Here is a 17,449-nt window from a genome sequence, read left to right as displayed (position 1 = left end):
TGCCGAGCGAGAAGGAGATGATGGTGGCCGCGGATGCGACCGTCAGCGTCGTGCGCGCGCCGTAGATCAGGCGCGAGAAGATATCGCGACCGAGATTGTCGAGACCGAAGATATATTGATTATCCGGCAGCTGCCAGACGTCGCCGACGACCTGCGTCTCGCCATAGGGGGCGAGCCAGGGTGCGAAGATTGCGAAGATGAAGGCGATGGCGATACCGGCCATGCATATTGCCCCATGCCGGGATAGACAAAGACCACTTCGACAACGACGACGCCGACCACGAGATAGGCAAGGTTCAGCGCGATGACATTGATGATCGGCGCCAGCGCATTGGGTGCGGCATGCTTGACGATCGCGCGGAAGGCGCTGAGGCCCTTCAGCTCTGCGGTCTCCATGTAAGCGGAGGACATGACGGAGAGGATTGCCGCCCGCGTCATGCGCATCATATGCGCGAGGACGACGAGCACGAGGGTCGCCGTCGGCAGTGCGATCGCCTTCAACCGCTCGACCAAACTCATGCTGTCATAGACGGTCGCCGGAAAGGTCGCCATGCCAAGGTTCACGGCGAAGAAGAGGATCAGGAGGTAGCCGATGAAGAATTCCGGCAGCGAGATCGCCGCAAGCGAAATCACGTTGATGATCTTATCCGGCAGGCGGTTACGGAAATGCACCGACAGCATGCCGAGGCCGACCGCGAGCGGCACGGATATCACCGCTGCGAAACCCGCCAGGAACAGCGAATTGCCGAGGCGCTTGCCGATCTGTTCGCTCACCGAATTCTTGCTGGCCCAGGACGTGCCGAAGTCACCCTGGACGGCGTTGCCGAGCCACTCGACGTAGCGCGTGGTGATCGGGCGGTTCAGTCCGAGATCCTGGCGAATATTGGCGACGGCCTGCGGCGTCGCCGACTGGCCGAGATAGGTGGTGGCAAAATCGCCGGGCAAAGCTTCCAGGCCGCCGAAGATCAGGATGGAGACGGCAAAAAGCAGGACGAGGCTGAGCACGAAGCGCTCGAGGATGAGGGCAAGCAGCGGAAAACGCTGCCGGAACCTGAGGCCGGGCAAGATGCTTGGGGCAGGATTGGTCATGGCGAGGACCTCGCGCTAAAACGTCGGGAGGACCGCGGGTTTTCATCCCACGGTCCCGGCTTCGTTAGAGATCGGAGGGGCATACGCCCCTTGCCATCAGGCGTCCAGCCAGACGCGGGTCGCGACGTAGCCGTTCGACATGTCGTTGCCGATGTCGTGGACATAACCCTTCACCTGCTTGGTGGAGGCGTTCACGAAGTCGTTGAACATCGGCAGGATCACCCCACCCTCGTCGCGCACCGTCATCGCCATGGTGCGATACATGTCCTTGCGCTTGGCTTCATCAAGCTCGGAGCGGGCTTGCAGCAGCAGCTTGTCGAAGTCAGGGCGCTTGAACTTGGTGTCGTTCCAGTCCGCCGTCGAGAGATAGGCTGTGGAATACATCTGGTCCTGCGTCGGGCGACCACCCCAGTAGGAGGTCGAGAAGGGCTGGACGTTCCAGACGTTGGTCCAGTAGCCGTCGCCCGGTTCGCGCTTGACCTCGATCTCGATCCCGGCCTTCTTGCAGCTTTCCTGATAGAGGACGGCCGCATCGACGGCGCCGGGGAAGGCGACTTCGGAAGTGCGCAGGAGGACCGAGCCGCTATGGCCCGATTTCTTGAAGTGGAAGGCAGCCTTGTCGGGATCGTAGGTGCGCTGCTCGATGCCTTCGGGAAACAGTGCATAGGTGTTGTTGATCGGGAAATCGTTGCCGACCTTGCCGTAGCCGCCCAGGATCTTCTGCACCATGGTCTCGCGGTCCATGGCGTATTTGAGGGCCAGGCGCAGGTCGTTATTGTCGAACGGCGCCTTGTCGCAGTGCATGATGAAGACATAGTGGCCGCGACCGGCAGTCGAGAGAATCTCGACGTTCGGGGCACGCTTCAAGAGGCTGACGGTCTTCGGGTCGACGCGGTTGATGTAGTGCACCTGGCCGGACGAAAGTGCGGCGATGCGGGCGGTCGCATCGTTCATGCCGATGATTTCGATCGAATCGACATAACCTCGGTCGGTGCGCCAGTCGTCCTTGTTCCTTTCAAAGGTGGCGCGGACGCCGGGCTCGAAGCTCGTCATCTTGTAGGGGCCGGTGCCGATCGACGCCAGCGGATCATCGACGCCGCCGTTCGGCTGGATGACCAGATGGTAGTCCGACAGCAGCAGCGGCATGTCGGCATTGCCTTCGCTGAGCGTCAAGACGAGATTGCCGCCGTCGGCCTTGATCTCCTTGATCGAGCCGAGAACACCGAGCGCGCCGGATTCCGACTTCGCATCGGTATGACGCTTCAGCGTCGCAACAACGTCGTCGATCGTCAGTTCCTTGCCATTGTGGAACTTGACGCCCTTGCGGATCTTGAAGGTCCAGGTCGCCGCGTCCTTTGACGGCTCCCAGGATTCGGCGAGCGCCGGCACGGCAGCACCCGTCAGCGGATCGGACTCGACCAGCATGTCCCCCCAGCAGCGGCCGATGCAGAACATCACCTGCGACAGGAATTTTGCCGGATCGTTGGAATCGGTGGCTGCACCACCTTCGAGGCCGAGCTTCAGGTGGCCGCCGCGCTTCGGTTCGGCGGCTTGCGCACTTTCGGTAAAGAGCTTGTCGGCGACGGCAAGTGTGATGCCCGCCGCCATGGCGCGTCCCATGAATTCGCGGCGGCTGAGCCCGCCGGCGGTGACGCGGCTTGTGAGATATTTCGTATAGTCGTTCATTCCCCAGTTCCTTCTTTATGGTGCGTTGACAGAACTTCCGGGCAGGTCCGCAGGCGGTTTCCTCTCCACCTCCGGTGCCCGCATCATGCGGGAAAACAGTGCGGTTGCTGCCGCCTGGTTATTTTCCTTTCCAAATGGGGCTTCGCTTCTCGGCGAAGGCCCGTGCGCCTTCCAATTGGTCCTCGCTCGAATAGAGCCTGTCGACCGTCGCAAACTGCCGCTTGGTGACCTTGTTCATGGCAGTCTGGAACGTCGAACCCTCCGCTTCGCGCACGATTTCCTTGATGGCCGCATAGACGAGCGGCGGCCCGCTCTCGAGCAGCCGGGCAAGCTCCCATGCTCTCTCCATCAGCCGCTCGGCCGGCAGGACCTCGTTGACGAAACCCCAGCGATGCGCCTCGTGAACGTCGAGCCAGCGCCCGGTCAAAAGCATGTCCATGGCGATGTGGTAGGGGATGCGTTTCGGCAACTTGATGGAAGCCGCATCGGCAACCGTTCCCGAGCGGATTTCCGGCAGGGCAAAGGTCGCATGTTCGGCGGCGAGGATCAGGTCGGTCGACAGCGCGATCTCCAGACCGCCGCCGCAACAGATACCGTTGATCGCTGAGATGACCGGCTTGTTGAGGTCGCGCAGTTCCTGCAGCCCACCGAAGCCGCCGACGCCGTAATCTCCGTCGACCGCATCGCCTGATGCGGCCGCCTTGAGATCCCAGCCGGCACAGAAAAATTTCTCGCCGGCGCCCGAGACGATGGCGACACGCAATGCCGGATCGTCGCGGAAATCTCGGAAAATCAACCCCAGGGCACGGCTGGTCGCAAGGTCGATGGCATTCGCCTTCGGCCGGTCGATGACGACTTCGAGTACTCCGCCGTCATGTCGTGTGCGAATGTGGTCGCTCAACCTATGCTACCTCCTCCGCCGTATCAGAGCATCGACTGCGGCAACGCCAAGCCCTTCGGGAAGGACCATCAACGGATTAATGTCCAGTTCCTCCAGGCATGCCGCGTTCCTTACGACATAATCTGCCGCTGCTGAGACAGCATCGACAGCGGCTTCGAGGTCGCCTTTTGGCCGCCCGCGATAGCCATAGATCAGTTTTGCGAGCTTGAGACGCGAAATCGCTGCGTGAATGTCAGTTTTCGTCGCCGGAAGGGGCAGGATGATGGAATCTTCAAGCAATTCAACGAAGATTCCGCCGGCTCCAAGCGTGAGCGACAATCCGAAGACAGGGTCGCGGATGGCGCCGACAATGAGCTCGGCAACCGGCGGATCAACCATTTTCTCGACGAGATAACCGGCATTCGGCGGCATTGCCGCCGCCGCATTCGACACCGCCTGAGTATCCTTTAGGTTGAGTGCGACGGCTCCGGCCTCGGTCTTGTGTGCGATGCCGAGCGCTTTCAGCACGACGGGAAAGCCGAGCCGCTCAGCCTGCTCGGCCGCTTGATCGGGAGAGGAGGCCAACCGCCCTCGCGGAATCGGAAGGCCGAAGGCGGCAAGCTCAGCCTTCGCATCGGCTTCCGTCAACGTCTCGATCTCGCCATCCATAAAAGACACATCGAGCAGCGCCAGGGGAGGCGGGCGATCCCACGCCTGGCCGATGCCGGCGGCAACTTCCGCTGCCGTGATGGTCTCGTCGATACCGCAGAAGGCAATGATGCCATTTGCCATCAGCCGATCGGCGATGGGCTCCGGCATGTTTTCCGGAAGGGTTGCCAGAAGGCCGGCCAGCGCACCGGTTGCTGCAGCGGCCGTCATGACCGCGTCTGCCGTCATCGCCCATTCGGACGCATCGCAGCGGTCACCGCGGGGGAAGTCGAGGACGACGAGATTGAGGGCATAGCCGCCCTCGAACATGGCGCTGAAGGCTTCGGTCTGGCGTGCAAGATCACCCCACACGAATGTGTGGTAATCGAGCGGATTGGACAGCGTCACCATCTCGCCGAGGACCCGCCGCAGACGGGGTAACTGTTGTGGCTGCAGCGCCGGGAATTCCACGTTGCGACCGACGGCGGCATCCGCCATTAGCGAAGCCTCCCCACCGGAACAGCTCATCGACGAGATCGAATGGCTTGCGAGCGGGCCGGCGACATGCAGCAGCTTCAAGGTTTCGAGCAGCGCCGGCAAGGTCTGGACACGGCCAAGGCCGAGGCGGGCGAGCACGGCGTCTGCGACGGCATCGCTGCCGGCGAGCGAGGCGGTATGCGAAACCGCCGCGCGTTTTGCCTGCTCGGATCTGCCGACCTTCAGCACGACGACGGGCTTCCTCGACCGCCGGGCCATGGCGGCCAGGCGTTCGAGTGCAGAGAGATCGCCGAAGCCTTCGACATGAAGGCCGACCGCCGTGACGCGCGGGTCGTCGATCAGTGCGCAGGCGACATCGGCAAGCGATGTCTGCGCCTGGTTGCCCGCGGTGACGACATAGGCGATCGGCACGCCGCGGGTCTGCATGGTCAGGTTGATAGCGATATTGGAGGACTGCGTAAGGATCGCGACGCCACGTTCGATACGCTGCATGCCATGCTGATCGGGCCAGAGCAGCGCGCCATCGAGACCGTTGATCAGCCCGTAGCAGTTCGGCCCGAGGATCGGCATGTCGCCGGCTGCGTCCAGCAAGGCCTGCTGCAGCTCGGCGCCGTCGCTGAGTTCCGCCGTCGCCTCGCTGAAACCCGACGCGTAACAGACCGCCCCGCCGGCACCGGCCTCAGAAAGGCTGCGGACGATCTCGACGGTTAGCGTCCTGTTGACGCCGACGAAGGCGGCATCCGGCGCCGAAGGCAGGTCGGATACGGAGCGATAACAGGACCGCCCGAGCACCTCGTCGAGTTTGGGATGGACGGGCCAGATCTCGCCGGCAAAGCCCATGTGGTCGCACTGCTCGATCACCCTACGCGCCTCACGGCCGCCGAAGACGGCGATCGTTTGCGGTCTGAGCAGGCGGTCGAGCGGGCGAGGCATCATCGGCTCACGCTCCCAGCGGTCGAAGCAGATCGCGGCTGATGATATGCCGCTGGATTTCGGAGGTGCCGTCCCAGATGCGTTCGACGCGCGCATCGCGCCAGAAGCGGGCGAGCGGCAGGTCGTCCATCAGTCCCATGCCGCCGAAGATCTGGATCGCCTCGTCCGTCACGCGGGCGAGCATTTCGGAGGAATAGAGCTTGGCCGAGGCGATCTGCCGGTCTGCGGGGCGGCCGGCATCGACCTGCCAGGCGGCGGCAAGGGTCAGCCAGTCGGCCGCGTCGATCTCGGTAATCATGTCGGCGAGCTTGAACGACACGCCCTGATTGGCGCCGATCGGCTTGCCGAACTGCTTGCGTTCGGCGGCATAGGGCAAAGCCAGGTCGAAGACGCGCCGCGCCCGGCCGACGCAGGTGGCGGCCACCGTCAGCCGCGTGCCGTAGAGCCATTGATTGGCGATATCGAATCCGCGATGCACCTCGCCCAGCACTTGGGCTTCGGGAATCCGGCAATCGGTGAAGTTGAGCGTTGAGTTGTGGTAGCCGCGATGCGAAACGGAATCATAGCCCTTGAGGATCTCGAAGCCCGGCGTGCCACGATCCACCAGGAAGGCGGTGATCTTCTTCTTGATACCTTTCGGTGTTTCCTCCTCGCCCGTTGCTGCAAAGACGATGACGAAATCGGCGACATCGGCATGGGAGATGAAGTGTTTCGTACCGTTGAGGACGAAGTCGCCACCGTCGCGGCGGGCGGCGCATTTCATGCCGCGCATATCCGAACCGGCGTCCGGCTCGGTGATGGCAAGCGCGTCGATCTTCTCGCCGCGCACTGCGGGCAGGAGGTAGCGCTCTCGCTGCTCGCCCTCGCAGGCCATCAGGATGCCGGAGGGCCGGCCGAAGAAAACCGTCAGCCCGAGGGAGCCGCGCCCGAGCTCCCGCTCGACCAGCGTGAAGGTGACATGGTCGAGACCGGCGCCGCCGACTTCTTCCGGGAAATTGCAGGCGTAAAAGCCAAGATCGATGCATTTGCGACGGATCTCGTCTCCGAGCTCCGGCGGCACGATGCCGCTGCGCTCGACCTCGTTTTCGTGCGGATAGATTTCGGTTTCGACGAAGGCGCGGACCGTCTCGACGATCATTTCCTGTTCTTCGCTCAGTCCGAAATTCATGCCGATCCTCCTACCGTTTCTGGCCGACGTAACGGCCGACGCCTTCAGGCGCGACCAAATTCGCATGCGCTTCGGCGATCGCCTTGACCTTGTCGAGAATGACGGCCGGCGCGGGAGTGGCCTTACCGGCCTTGCTGTCGACATGCAGCAACATGTGCTCTGCGGTGGCAATGGCCTCGCCCGTCGCCGTATCGTGAAGCGTGTGGAAGACGTGCAGCCGCTTGTCGTCGACGGAGAGGATCCGGCAGGTCGAATGAATCGCCTGCCCGAGCTTCGCCTCGCCGAGATGGCGGATGTGGGTTTCCACCGTGTAGTAGCTGTGTCCCGCCTCGACATAGGCGACGTCGACGCCGACGAGGCGCAGCAGCGCGTCCGAGGTATCGCCGAAAACCTGCAGGTAGCGGTGTTCGGTCATATGGCCGTTATAGTCGACCCAGGCAGGGCTGACTTTCGTCTCGACGAGCCTCAGCGGCTTCGACGGGTCGAAAGACGTCGTCGTCCCGCCGCCTTGTGCCCAGAGCGATTGCTCGAAGTCCTTCAGCAGCTTGCCGGCGCCCCAGCCCTTGCCGCCATCGCCGCCCTTGAGGGCCTGCAGGATGCCGACGAGGTTTTCATCGCGGATGCGTTCGAGTTCGCGGATCGACAGGTCGGCCGCCTGTTCGTCGGATTGCTGGCCGATCTTTTCGATCAGCGCATCGTCGAGATCGACGACATCGGTGAGCTTGGTCCAGGGCCAGGCAAGGCAGGGGCCGAACTGGGCGAGGAAGTGGCGCATGCCGGCCTCGCCGCCGGCGATGCGGTAGGTCTGGAACAGGCCCATCTGCGCCCATCGCAGGCCGAAAGAGTAGCGGATGACGTCATCAAGCGTCTCGACGGTGCAGATATCGTCGTGGATCAGCCACAGGGCCTCGCGCCAGAGCGCTTCGAGCAGCCGGTCGCCGACGAAAGCCTCGATCTCCTTGGCGATGTGGACGCCCTTCATGCCGATCGGCGGCAAGCGTTCCATCGCTGCCTTGATGGTCGCAGCCGAGGTCTTCTCGCCGCCGACGATTTCGACGAGCGGCAGCAGATAGACGGGATTATAGGGATGGGCGACGAAGAGGCGCGCGGGATGCTTCATGTCGCGCTGCAGATCGGTCGGCAGCAGACCTGACGTCGAAGAGCCGATCAGGGCGTCCGGCCGTGCCACGGCGTCGATCTCGTTCAGCACGCCACGCTTGAGGTCGAGCCTTTCCGGCACGCTTTCCTGAATCCAGTCGGCGCCGGCGACAGCCTCTTCCAGCGTCTCGCAGAAGGTGAGCCTGCCGCGCGGCGGCAGGGGTGCGCCGGTCAGCATGGCATAGGCTTTTTCGGCATTGGCGATGACTTCGCCGACGATGCGGCTCGCCTCCGGATGCGGGTCGAACACATCGACGTCGATCCCGGCCAGCAGGAAACGCGCGATCCATCCGCCGCCGATGACGCCGCCGCCGATGCATGCCGCCTTGTTGATCCCTGTCATGCAGCCCTCAGCGCTTCGTCAGTTTGAGTTTCTTGCGAACGTCTTCCGGACCGATGATCCGCGCACCCATGCCCTCGACCACCTGCACGGCCTTTTCGACGAGCTCAGCATTGGTGGCGAGCTGGCCCTTGCCGACGAAGAGGTTGTCCTCCAGGCCGACGCGCACGTTGCTGCCCGCCAGAACGGCTGCCGCTGGATAGGCCATGGCATTGCGGCCGATCGAAAAGGCCGAAAAAGTCCAGCTCTGAGGCACGTTGTTGACCATTGCCATGAAGGTATTGAGATCGTCGGGCGCACCCCATGGAATGCCCATACAGAGCTGGATCAGCACCGGATCTTCGATCAGGCCTTCCTCGGCAAGCTGCTTGGCAAACCAGAGATGGCCGGTGTCGAAGGCCTCGATCTCCGGCCGCACGCCGAGGTCCGTCATCTTCTTCGCCATCGCCCGCAGCATGGCCGGCGTGTTGGTCATGACATAGTCGCCGAGGTTGAAATTCATCGTGCCGCAGTCGAGCGTGCAGATTTCGGGCAGGCATTCGGCGACATGGCTGACGCGCTCGGTGGCGCCGGCCATATCCGTGCCCTTGGGGTTAAGGGGAAGGGGGCTTTCGACATCCCCGAAGATCAGATCCCCGCCCATGCCGGCGGTGAGATTGAGGACGACGTCGACATCGGCCGAGCGGATGCGGTCGGTGACTTCCCTGTAGAGATCGTTACGGCGGCTGGCGGAACCCGTTTCCGGATCGCGAACATGGCAGTGAACGACCGCGGCACCGGCCTTTGCCGCATCGATGGCGGACTCGGCGATCTGCTTGGGAGTGATCGGCACGTGGCTGGATCTGGACACCGTGTCGCCGGCGCCGGTGACGGCACAGGTGATGAAAACATCGCGGTTCATGGCAAGAGGCATGTTTTTGTTCTCCCTCGTCTTGTCTGCATTACGCGACAGGATCGGCGGCGATGCTTTGCATTTTTGGAGGCAATTGATACATTATCGGAAATCCGAGGAGGTGGCCTTGCTGGAACGATCGACGGAGCGGCTCGATATCGATCTTCTTATCCTGCCGGATGCGAACCTGATCCTGATCGCGTCGGTCATCGAGCCGCTGCGCGGCGCCAACCGCATCTCCGGCAGCGAGCTTTATCGCTGGCGGCTGCTCACGCCGGACGGAGCGCCGGTTCCGACCACCAGCGATATCGCGATACCCGCTAACGGGGTTTTCCAGGCGACCAGGGACGAAGCGCCGCTCTTCGTGCTTGCGAGTTACAACTGGCGCCGCAGCGCGACACCGGCGCTGAAGATGCAGCTCTCGCAGGCCGCTCGCTACCGCACGATGATTGCGGGCATCGAATCCGGCACATGGCTGCTGGCCGAGGCAAGCCTGCTCGACGGGTTGCCGGCGACCGTTCACTGGGAGGATTACGAGGATTTTGCGCTCGCCTATCCCGAGGTGCGGGCCGTCAAGGATCGTTTCGTCATCGATGCCAAGCGGCTGACGACCTCCGGTTCGCTTCCGACCGTGGACCTGATGCTTGAGGTGATAAGACGAAGGCAGGGTTATTCGCTGGCGCTCGAAGTCAGCCGGCTGTTCCGTTACGAGCAGCCCTCCTTCCATGCGGACGAGCAGCTTTCCGCAGCCTCGGCGGGGTTGCGCCTGCATGATCCCCGCGTGACGCAGGCGGTGCGGCTGATGGAGGAGCATGTCGAGCAGCCTCTAGTCCTCGCGCGGCTGGCCCGCAGGGTAGGCGTCAGCGCCCGGCATCTGCAGGATCTCTTCCAGCAGAGCATCGGCGCGCCGCCGCATGTGCATTATCTCGCGCTGCGCCTGAACGCGGCGCGCCGCAAGGTGATCGAGACGACAGCCTCCTTCGCCGACATCGCGGCAGCGACCGGCTTCAACTCAGCCTCTGCCTTTGCGAGAAGCTACCGGGCGAGTTTTTCCGAGAGCCCGTCGGAGACCCGGCGGCGTTTGCGCCGCCGCATCACACCATCGGAAGCGCCGGCATAGGCTGGAACGCTTCCCGCACCATATCGGCAAGTTCGCGCACAGCCTCGCTGGAACGGTAAGTGCTCCGACGGAGCACGACCTTGGAGGAATCGACCGGCGGAAAACCGTCTTCGGCAGTCAGCTCCCGGCAGCCGGGCGGAATGTTGCTGCGGCACAGCGTTGTGACGGCAAGGCCTGCGATCACGGCGTTCTTCAGCCCAGAGCCCGTATCGGCAATGAATGCGATCCGGTAGTTGCGGCCGATCTGCTCCAGCGACCGGAGCGCATAATCACGTGACCAGGTGGAGTTGCGATAGGTCGCAATGGGCAGGGGATCGATGTCGTGCAACCGATGGACCATGGATGTGACCCAGACTGTCGGATCGATGCAGATGACCTCGCCTTTGGTCTCATCGCTCCAGTCGAAAACGACGGCCAGATCGAGTTCGTCCCGCTCGAGGGCGGCGAGGTTGCGGACTGTATAGTCGCAGGACACGGTAACCTCGACGGCCGGGTGGCGAACGGCGAAAGCCGCGAGCGCCGCCGGCAACACCGTCTGGCTGTATTCCTCGGGAATTCCGATGCGCACAGGCCCATCCAGCGGCTTGCTGCGGATCGTCGCGGCGGCCTCGCTTAAGAGATCGATGATCCGGCGGGCGTAGGGCACGAGCTGTATGCCCGGGCGCGTGAGCAGCACGCCGCGGGCGCCCCGCTCGAAGAGAGTCTCGCCGATCGTCTCCTCGAGCCTCTTGATCTGGCTGCTGACGGCCGATTGCGTCCGCCCGATGCGCTGGGCGGCCGCGGAGAAATTGGAAGTCTCGGCAACGACCAGGAAGGTTCTGAGCAGGTCGCTCTCAATCGGCTCGTGCATGGGGAAGCCATTAAAAAACTCGATGACAGCTATCTCTACTATTCGTTTGCCTGATGTCAATTCTTGACGCACAAATAAGCCGCGTTCGACTTCCTTCTTTGAGAATATCTGCGTGACAATTGAAAATCCGGCCAGACGCCTCGCAGGCAGCGAGCACGAGAAGGGTGTGCTTCTCATCATTGCCGCGACACTTGCCTGGAGCGCGAGCGGCGTCTATTCGCGACTCCTGACGACCGACGTATGGACGGCGATCGCCTGGCGATCATTGTTCGGTGGCCTGTTCCTGCTGATCCCCTGCCTTTTCCTCGAAGGGGGCATCTCACGGCGGCAATGGCGATCCGTCTTCCATCCCACAGGTCTTGCCATGATCGCATGCCAGACCTTCAGTCAGGTATGCTTCATCGGGGCGCTTTACATGACCACCGTCGCCAATGTGACGATGATCTATGCGACCGCGCCCTTCATCGCGGCCATGCTCGGCTGGGTCATCCTCAAGGAGAGGGTCTCSAGGCGGACGTTGATTGCCGGCGGCATCTCGCTCTTCGGCGTCGCGGTCATCGTCGCCTCGTCGATCGGCGGCGGCACTGGTGTGGGAGATCTGCTGGCGCTCGGCATGACGGCGTCCTTCGCGCTCGTCATCATCATTCCGCGCATCAATCCCGGCGTGCCGAGCCTGCCTCCGACCGTCGTCAGCGCTTTCCTGACGCTGGCCATCTTTGCCCCGTTCGGTTCAGTCGGCTCGCTCGACCTGCACAACTGGGTCGTTCTCGCCGCCTTCGGTGCGACCAATTTCTCTCTCGCGCTGGTGCTCTTCCTTGCCGGGGCCAAGCGGATGCCGCCGGCCGAGGCGGCGCTGATCGGCACGATGGAAATTGTGCTCACGCCCTTCTGGGTGTGGCTGCTGTTTTCCGAACAGCCGCCCGTCGCCACCTTTTTCGGCGGCGCGATCATCCTCGGCGCCGTGCTCTGGCACACGGCCGTCGACTTCAACCGCAGCCGGCGCCCCTCGCGGCTAAAGTCTTTAGGCGGCGATTAAATCTTCCGGGACGAACCGGAAAACCGCCGTATTCGCGGGATCAATTATTTCCGCTACGCAGCGCTATTGCGACTTTGCGACTGTCGTCTTTGAGTTGCACCCATGTCGTTTTCTTGATCGCTGTTTTCCGTCAGGCATGGTTTGTTTGTAGTGTTCAAGGCGCTATCTCGCAAACTGGCGAAATGGACCATTGGGAAGCCGGCCCGACGCCGGCGCTGCCCCGCAGCGGTAGAAGAACTGAAATCCTCAAGGAAATCGCCGGATAGACATCCGGAAAGATATCGAGATGGATCGGAAGGAGATTCTGGAGCCGGAAACCAGCTCTTACGCAGCAGATCGACGGATTGCGGCAGACGGTCACGAGCGGAACGACAGGCAAAAACCGTGGCGTTCACTTCACTTCTGCATCCAATCTGTCCGTTTTGAAAATTCGAATATCGCCCGGTGCGGCGGTATCCTCGTGTTGTGGACACCGGGCTGCAGAGGAGGCAGGCCGGAGGGAAGTCGCCATCGACTGCATCGGTTGCAGATCGAGGCTTTCAAACAAGTGGGAGGAATCCATGAGCAAAAATAGAGGCGTCGTCTATCTCCGGCCGGGCAAGGTCGAAGTTCGCGACATCGACGACCCGAAGCTGGAAGCGCCCGACGGCCGCCGCATCGAACACGGCGTGATCCTTAAGGTGATCTCGACCAATATCTGCGGCTCCGATCAGCACATGGTCCGCGGCCGCACGACAGCGATGCCGGGCCTCATCCTCGGTCATGAAATCACCGGCGAGATCATCGAGAAAGGCATCGACGTCGAGATGCTCGAAATCGGCGATATCGTCTCGGTGCCTTTCAATGTCGCCTGCGGCCGCTGCCGCTGCTGCAAGTCTCAAGATACCGGTGTCTGCCTGACGGTAAACCCGGCCCGCGCCGGTGGCGCTTACGGTTATGTCGACATGGGTGGCTGGATCGGCGGACAGGCGCGCTATGTCACCATTCCCTACGCAGATTTCAACCTGYTGAAGATCCCCGATCGGGACAAGGCAATGGCGAAGATCCGGGATCTCACCATGCTCTCCGACATTCTGCCCACGGGCTTTCATGGCGCGGTGCGGGCAGGCGTTGGCGTCGGCTCGACCGTCTACGTGGCAGGCGCCGGCCCCGTCGGCCTTGCGGCTGCGGCTTCGGCTCGCATTCTCGGCGCCGCTGTCGTGATGATCGGTGATTTCAACAAGGACCGTCTGGCGCATGCGGCGAAGGTCGGTTTCGAGCCGATCGACCTGTCGAAGAGCGACCGTCTCGGCGACATGATTGCGCAGGTCGTCGGCATCAACGAGGTGGACAGCGCCATCGATGCGGTCGGCTTCGAGGCACGCGGCCATTCCGGCGGGGAACAGCCGGCGATCGTGCTCAATCAGATGATGGAGATTACCCGTGCCGCGGGTTCGATCGGCATTCCCGGCCTCTACGTTACCGAGGATCCGGGCGCCGTCGACAACGCTGCCAAGCACGGCAATCTGTCGCTCCGCTTCGGCCTCGGATGGGCCAAGGCGCAGTCCTTCCACACCGGCCAGACACCGGTGATCAAATATAATCGCCAGCTCATGCAGGCGATCCTCCACGACCGGCTGCCGATTGCCGATATCGTCAACGCCAAGGTCATCCCGCTCGACGATGCCGCCGCTGGATATGAGAGCTTCGACCATGGAGCAGCGACAAAATATATCCTCGATCCGCACGGAGAGGTCGCGAAAGCCGCGTAGCGCTCACGACCGAAGACAGGGATGGTCGGGCAACAGCCCGACCGTCCCGCATTCTCGAAAATCGGCCGGTGAATTACTGGATGCTGAACGGGAAATATTTGGCGTTGATCATGTCATAGGTCCCGTCCGCCTTGATGCTCTTCAGCGCTTCGTTCAGGCGCGTCAGACGCTCCTTGTCATCCAGGCGCAGCGCGATCCCGGCGCCTTCGCCAAAATATGTGATGTCGACCAGATCCGGCCCCTTGAACTCGCAGCAGCTTCCGGCCTTGGTGTTGGCAATCCAGTCGTAGATGGCGAGTTTATCCTCGAGGATAATGTCGACACTCCCATCCGCCAGCCCCTTGTATAATTCCGGCGAAGAGCGAAAAACCGTCTTCTTCATGTCCGGATAAAGATGGTTGGCATAGGATTCCTGCGCTGTCGACGACGTCACCCCAAGAATTTTGTCGCTGAGGGCGGCTGGGCTGACGTCACTGATCGACGAATCCTTCCGGGCGATGAACACCGACGGGCTGTTGTAATATTTTTCGGTAAAAGCAACCTTTTGACGCCGCTCAAGGCTCATCGACATGGATGAGATGATCGCGTCGTATTTGTCGGCAACGAGATCGGGGATGATGTCGTCCCACTTCTCGATGATAAATTGGCATTCGAACTTGCCAACCTCGCACAGCGCATTGGCAATATCGATGTCGAAGCCCTGAAGATTGTTATTTGCATCGAGATAGTTGAAGGGCGGAAATGCACCTTCGACGGCAATTCTCATCGGCATGCGATCTTGCGCAGCCAGCTGGAGCGGCAAGGCAGCGGCGAGAAGGATTCCCACCGCGCCCGTCATCAGGGCTCCGCGCACTATAGTGTGAAGGGATCTGCGCAACATCGTCGGGAGCTCCTTGGGGCGTATTCGATCTCGCCCCATAGTGCGCCGCAGCTTTTAATTCTACGTGAACGCTTCTTTGTTAGCGTCGACCAATGCGCCCGTGTCGTGGTGTTCAGGGGTCTAGGCTTGCAGATCGTTCTTCCTTCCAGCTCCAGCACGTTTCAGCAATCCTGGATCGCTTCGGGGAGGATTCTGTTTCTGATTGCCGTCAGCGGCCTTGGAGCGATCGGACTGGTCGTGCTTTCGGCACTGTGGGCGGGAACCGAGAGCGACGCTGCCGCCCTTGATCGACAGCGCCAGCTTGTGAATGCCCGCCTGCGGGAACAGGTCGATCAAGTCGCGCATGTCATCGGCCAGTTCGGCAACGGCTACCTCACCCGTGTTTATCCGGCTGCCCGGTCAAGCGGAGGTTCCTCCAGTCTCGATGCGGTTCTGACAGCGGCCGCCGGGAGCGCGATCAGCCAGACCGCAATGTCCGCCTTCGGCTACGATCAGGCCTTCGTCGTCGACGAGAAGGCGCAACTGCTGATGCTGGCGGACGCCCAAACGGAAAAGCGTTATCGCTGGATGAAGCCTCTCTTTTTGCCTCTCCTTCACGATGCCCGCCTTGGGGTAAGACAAGGCGCGGTTTCCAACGAAAGAACGCCGTCCTCGATGGAAAGCCGCCTTGCAAGCCCAGGGCGCTCCAACACTGCGTTGGCCAATCTGATGCGGCTGGAAGGTCGGCCGACGATCGTCGGCGTCGTCGCCATCAACGAAGCTGATGAGCGGCAACGGCAGACGATGCGGCAGTTCCTGATCGTCGTGCGGTTTATCGATGGTGCGGCGCTGGACGAATTGAGCCGGCAACAGGGCCTCAACGGCGCGCGCTTCGCGCGCACGGCCGATGCAGACGAAAACGAGGTTGCGTTCCAGATCGACGCCACGGCAAATGGCGAACCGATCGGCTTCATCGTCTGGCGGCCCGATCTTCCAGGTTCGAGGGTGATCGGCCGATTGATGCCGGCGCTTTCGATAGCCGCCATGGTGATCGCGATCCTGTTCTCGGTCTTGCTGGTGCGCCTGCGAAGCAGTCTCGGCGAGTTGAAGAAAAGCGAGCTGCATGCAAGACAGCTTGCCTTGCATGATGTGCTGACCGACCTTCCCAATCGCGCCTTGTTCGCGATCAGGTTCGACGAGTGCCTGGCCGAGACGCAGAATTCAGCCGAGCGCTCGGCAGTCGCGCTTCTCGACCTGGACCGATTCAAAGCCGTGAACGACACGTTCGGCCATGCCGCCGGCGATGAACTCATCAGGATGGCTGCGGAGCGGATCCGCTCCCTGCTTCGTCCGGGCGACACGCTTGCCCGGCTCGGAGGGGACGAATTCGCCCTGCTTCTCCGGGACATCAAAGATCATGATCACCTGTTGCCGGCAATATGCGACGCGATCGTTGCCGAACTTGGTAAGCCCTTCCCGCTTTTGAGGGGCGAGGCGGTCGCGCGCGTCGGCGGCTCGATCGGCGTGACCGTTGTGCCAGACGCCGGGCGGAATGCCGATGACATCATGCGCTACGCCGACGTCGCGCTGTACGAAGCCAAGATGGGCGGCAGGGGCCAGTGGCGCGTCTATTCACCCTCCATGGACGGCGGCAGGAATGCGCGCGACATTCTCAAGAACGAATTGCGGGAGGTTTTGGCCAAAGGCATGACCTCATCGGCTGACGGTCCACAATCCGGTCCGATTGAGGCCCGGCCCGACTTCGGATCGCTCGAGGTCTATTACCAAACGGTACATCGCGCTGAGGCAGGATATTCGGCATCGGGTGCAGAGGCTCTCGTGCGTTGGCGTCACAGTCAGCGCGGATTGTTGACGCCTGCCAGCTTCATCCCCGTCGCCGAGGAGGGCGGCCTCATCGACGCTCTCGGTTTCTGGGTGTTGCGTGAAGCCTGCAGAGCCGCCTGCAAATGGCCGGAAGACACGTTTGTTGCGGTCAACGTGTCTCCCGCCCAGTTAAGAAGGCCAAATTTTGCCGAGGAAGTATTCGCAGTGCTGCAGGAGACTGGCCTGCCGCCGTCCCGGCTCGAGCTCGAGCTCACCGAGTCCTCGCTCATCGAGGATAACTCGGACGTCTATACGGTGCTGAAGTCGCTGCGCAGCCAGGGTGTCCAGATTTCGCTCGATGATTTCGGAACCGGCTTTTCATGTCTCAGCCATCTGCTGCGCTTCGATATCGACCGCATCAAGATCGATCGATCGTTCGTCTCGCAGCTCGGCACAAGAGCCAACGGGGCGGCCATCATCGGCGCCATCGTCGCGCTCAGCCGCAACCTCGGTATCTCGACGACGGCGGAAGGGGTCGAAACCGAATATCAACGCGACTTTCTGGCCGCCCTCGGCTGCACCGACCTCCAAGGCTACTTCTTTTCCAAACCGGTTCCTCTTGGCGACCTTGATAGTTTCCGGAAAGCTGAGAGCGCCGGGTTACTGGCGACCGCTCCAGGCGCCGTTGCCTGAGAGGCTTTTGATCTCCCGCTAAAG

Annotated in this window: 13 protein-coding genes and 1 riboswitch; of the genes, 4 read left to right on the top strand and 9 right to left on the bottom strand. The window is 62.1% G+C overall.

Annotation, left to right across the window (positions count from 1 at the left end):
• Window positions 1-66: 66 nt before the first annotated feature.
• From AC1ECN_RS14100 to bcoG, 7 genes are all read right to left on the bottom strand, one after another.
• Window positions 67-1,089, bottom strand: coding sequence for an ABC transporter permease (locus AC1ECN_RS14100; RefSeq protein ID WP_477953264.1), 1,023 nt, complete (start codon window positions 1,087-1,089; stop codon window positions 67-69).
• A 96-nt stretch (window positions 1,090-1,185) separates the two neighbouring features.
• Entirely contained in the window at window positions 1,186-2,775 is a 1,590-nt protein-coding gene (locus tag AC1ECN_RS14095) for an ABC transporter substrate-binding protein (RefSeq protein ID WP_018070711.1), read from the bottom strand.
• A 118-nt stretch (window positions 2,776-2,893) separates the two neighbouring features.
• Window positions 2,894-3,676: a carnitinyl-CoA dehydratase gene (locus tag AC1ECN_RS14090; RefSeq protein WP_018070712.1), complete on the bottom strand. Its 783-nt coding sequence runs from the start codon at window positions 3,674-3,676 to the stop codon at window positions 2,894-2,896.
• A 6-nt stretch (window positions 3,677-3,682) separates the two neighbouring features.
• Entirely contained in the window at window positions 3,683-5,737 is a 2,055-nt protein-coding gene (locus AC1ECN_RS14085) for an acetate--CoA ligase family protein (RefSeq protein ID WP_130707048.1), read from the bottom strand.
• A 4-nt stretch (window positions 5,738-5,741) separates the two neighbouring features.
• The gene (locus tag AC1ECN_RS14080) at window positions 5,742-6,902 is read right to left on the bottom strand and encodes an acyl-CoA dehydrogenase family protein (protein WP_130657781.1); all 1,161 of its coding nucleotides are present in this window, start codon (window positions 6,900-6,902) and stop codon (window positions 5,742-5,744) included.
• Window positions 6,903-6,912: 10 nt separating this feature from the next.
• Entirely contained in the window at window positions 6,913-8,403 is a 1,491-nt protein-coding gene (locus AC1ECN_RS14075; protein WP_477953261.1) for a carnitine 3-dehydrogenase, read from the bottom strand.
• A gap of 7 nt (window positions 8,404-8,410) precedes the next feature.
• Window positions 8,411-9,313, bottom strand: a complete 903-nt coding sequence (gene bcoG / locus AC1ECN_RS14070) for a 3-dehydrocarnitine:acetyl-CoA trimethylamine transferase BcoG (RefSeq protein WP_477953259.1) — start codon at window positions 9,311-9,313, stop codon at window positions 8,411-8,413.
• Here bcoG and AC1ECN_RS14065 point away from each other — a divergent pair.
• The gene (locus AC1ECN_RS14065; protein ID WP_245483721.1) at window positions 9,312-10,412 is read left to right on the top strand and encodes a GlxA family transcriptional regulator; all 1,101 of its coding nucleotides are present in this window, start codon (window positions 9,312-9,314) and stop codon (window positions 10,410-10,412) included. The genes bcoG and AC1ECN_RS14065 overlap by 2 nt on opposite strands.
• Here AC1ECN_RS14065 and AC1ECN_RS14060 read toward each other — a convergent pair.
• Window positions 10,387-11,262, bottom strand: a complete 876-nt coding sequence (locus tag AC1ECN_RS14060; RefSeq protein ID WP_026170795.1) for a LysR substrate-binding domain-containing protein — start codon at window positions 11,260-11,262, stop codon at window positions 10,387-10,389. The two genes, AC1ECN_RS14065 and AC1ECN_RS14060, sit on opposite strands and share 26 nt — an antisense overlap.
• Before the next feature lie 112 nt (window positions 11,263-11,374).
• On the opposite strand from AC1ECN_RS14060, the gene AC1ECN_RS14055 reads away from it, so the two are divergent.
• Together AC1ECN_RS14055 and fdhA are read left to right on the top strand one after the other, a co-directional pair.
• On the top strand, window positions 11,375-12,298 hold the full coding sequence (locus AC1ECN_RS14055) for a DMT family transporter (protein WP_018070719.1): 924 nt from the start codon (window positions 11,375-11,377) through the stop codon (window positions 12,296-12,298).
• A 140-nt stretch (window positions 12,299-12,438) separates the two neighbouring features.
• Window positions 12,439-12,639: riboswitch (cobalamin riboswitch) on the top strand.
• A 219-nt stretch (window positions 12,640-12,858) separates the two neighbouring features.
• On the top strand, window positions 12,859-14,049 hold the full coding sequence (gene fdhA, locus AC1ECN_RS14050) for a formaldehyde dehydrogenase, glutathione-independent (protein WP_018070720.1): 1,191 nt from the start codon (window positions 12,859-12,861) through the stop codon (window positions 14,047-14,049).
• A 73-nt stretch (window positions 14,050-14,122) separates the two neighbouring features.
• Here the strand turns inward: fdhA and AC1ECN_RS14045 are convergent, their stop codons facing one another.
• Complete coding sequence (locus tag AC1ECN_RS14045; RefSeq protein WP_477953256.1) at window positions 14,123-14,929, bottom strand: transporter substrate-binding domain-containing protein; 807 nt, start codon at window positions 14,927-14,929, stop codon at window positions 14,123-14,125.
• Between the two features lie 105 nt (window positions 14,930-15,034).
• Here AC1ECN_RS14045 and AC1ECN_RS14040 point away from each other — a divergent pair, with 105 nt between their 5' ends.
• Window positions 15,035-17,425: a putative bifunctional diguanylate cyclase/phosphodiesterase gene (locus AC1ECN_RS14040; RefSeq protein WP_130657776.1), complete on the top strand. Its 2,391-nt coding sequence runs from the start codon at window positions 15,035-15,037 to the stop codon at window positions 17,423-17,425.
• Window positions 17,426-17,449: the final 24 nt, after the last annotated feature.

Source organism: Rhizobium sp. 01N447_2 (assembly GCF_056399245.1).
This window is presented reverse-complemented; position numbering and strand designations above follow the sequence as displayed.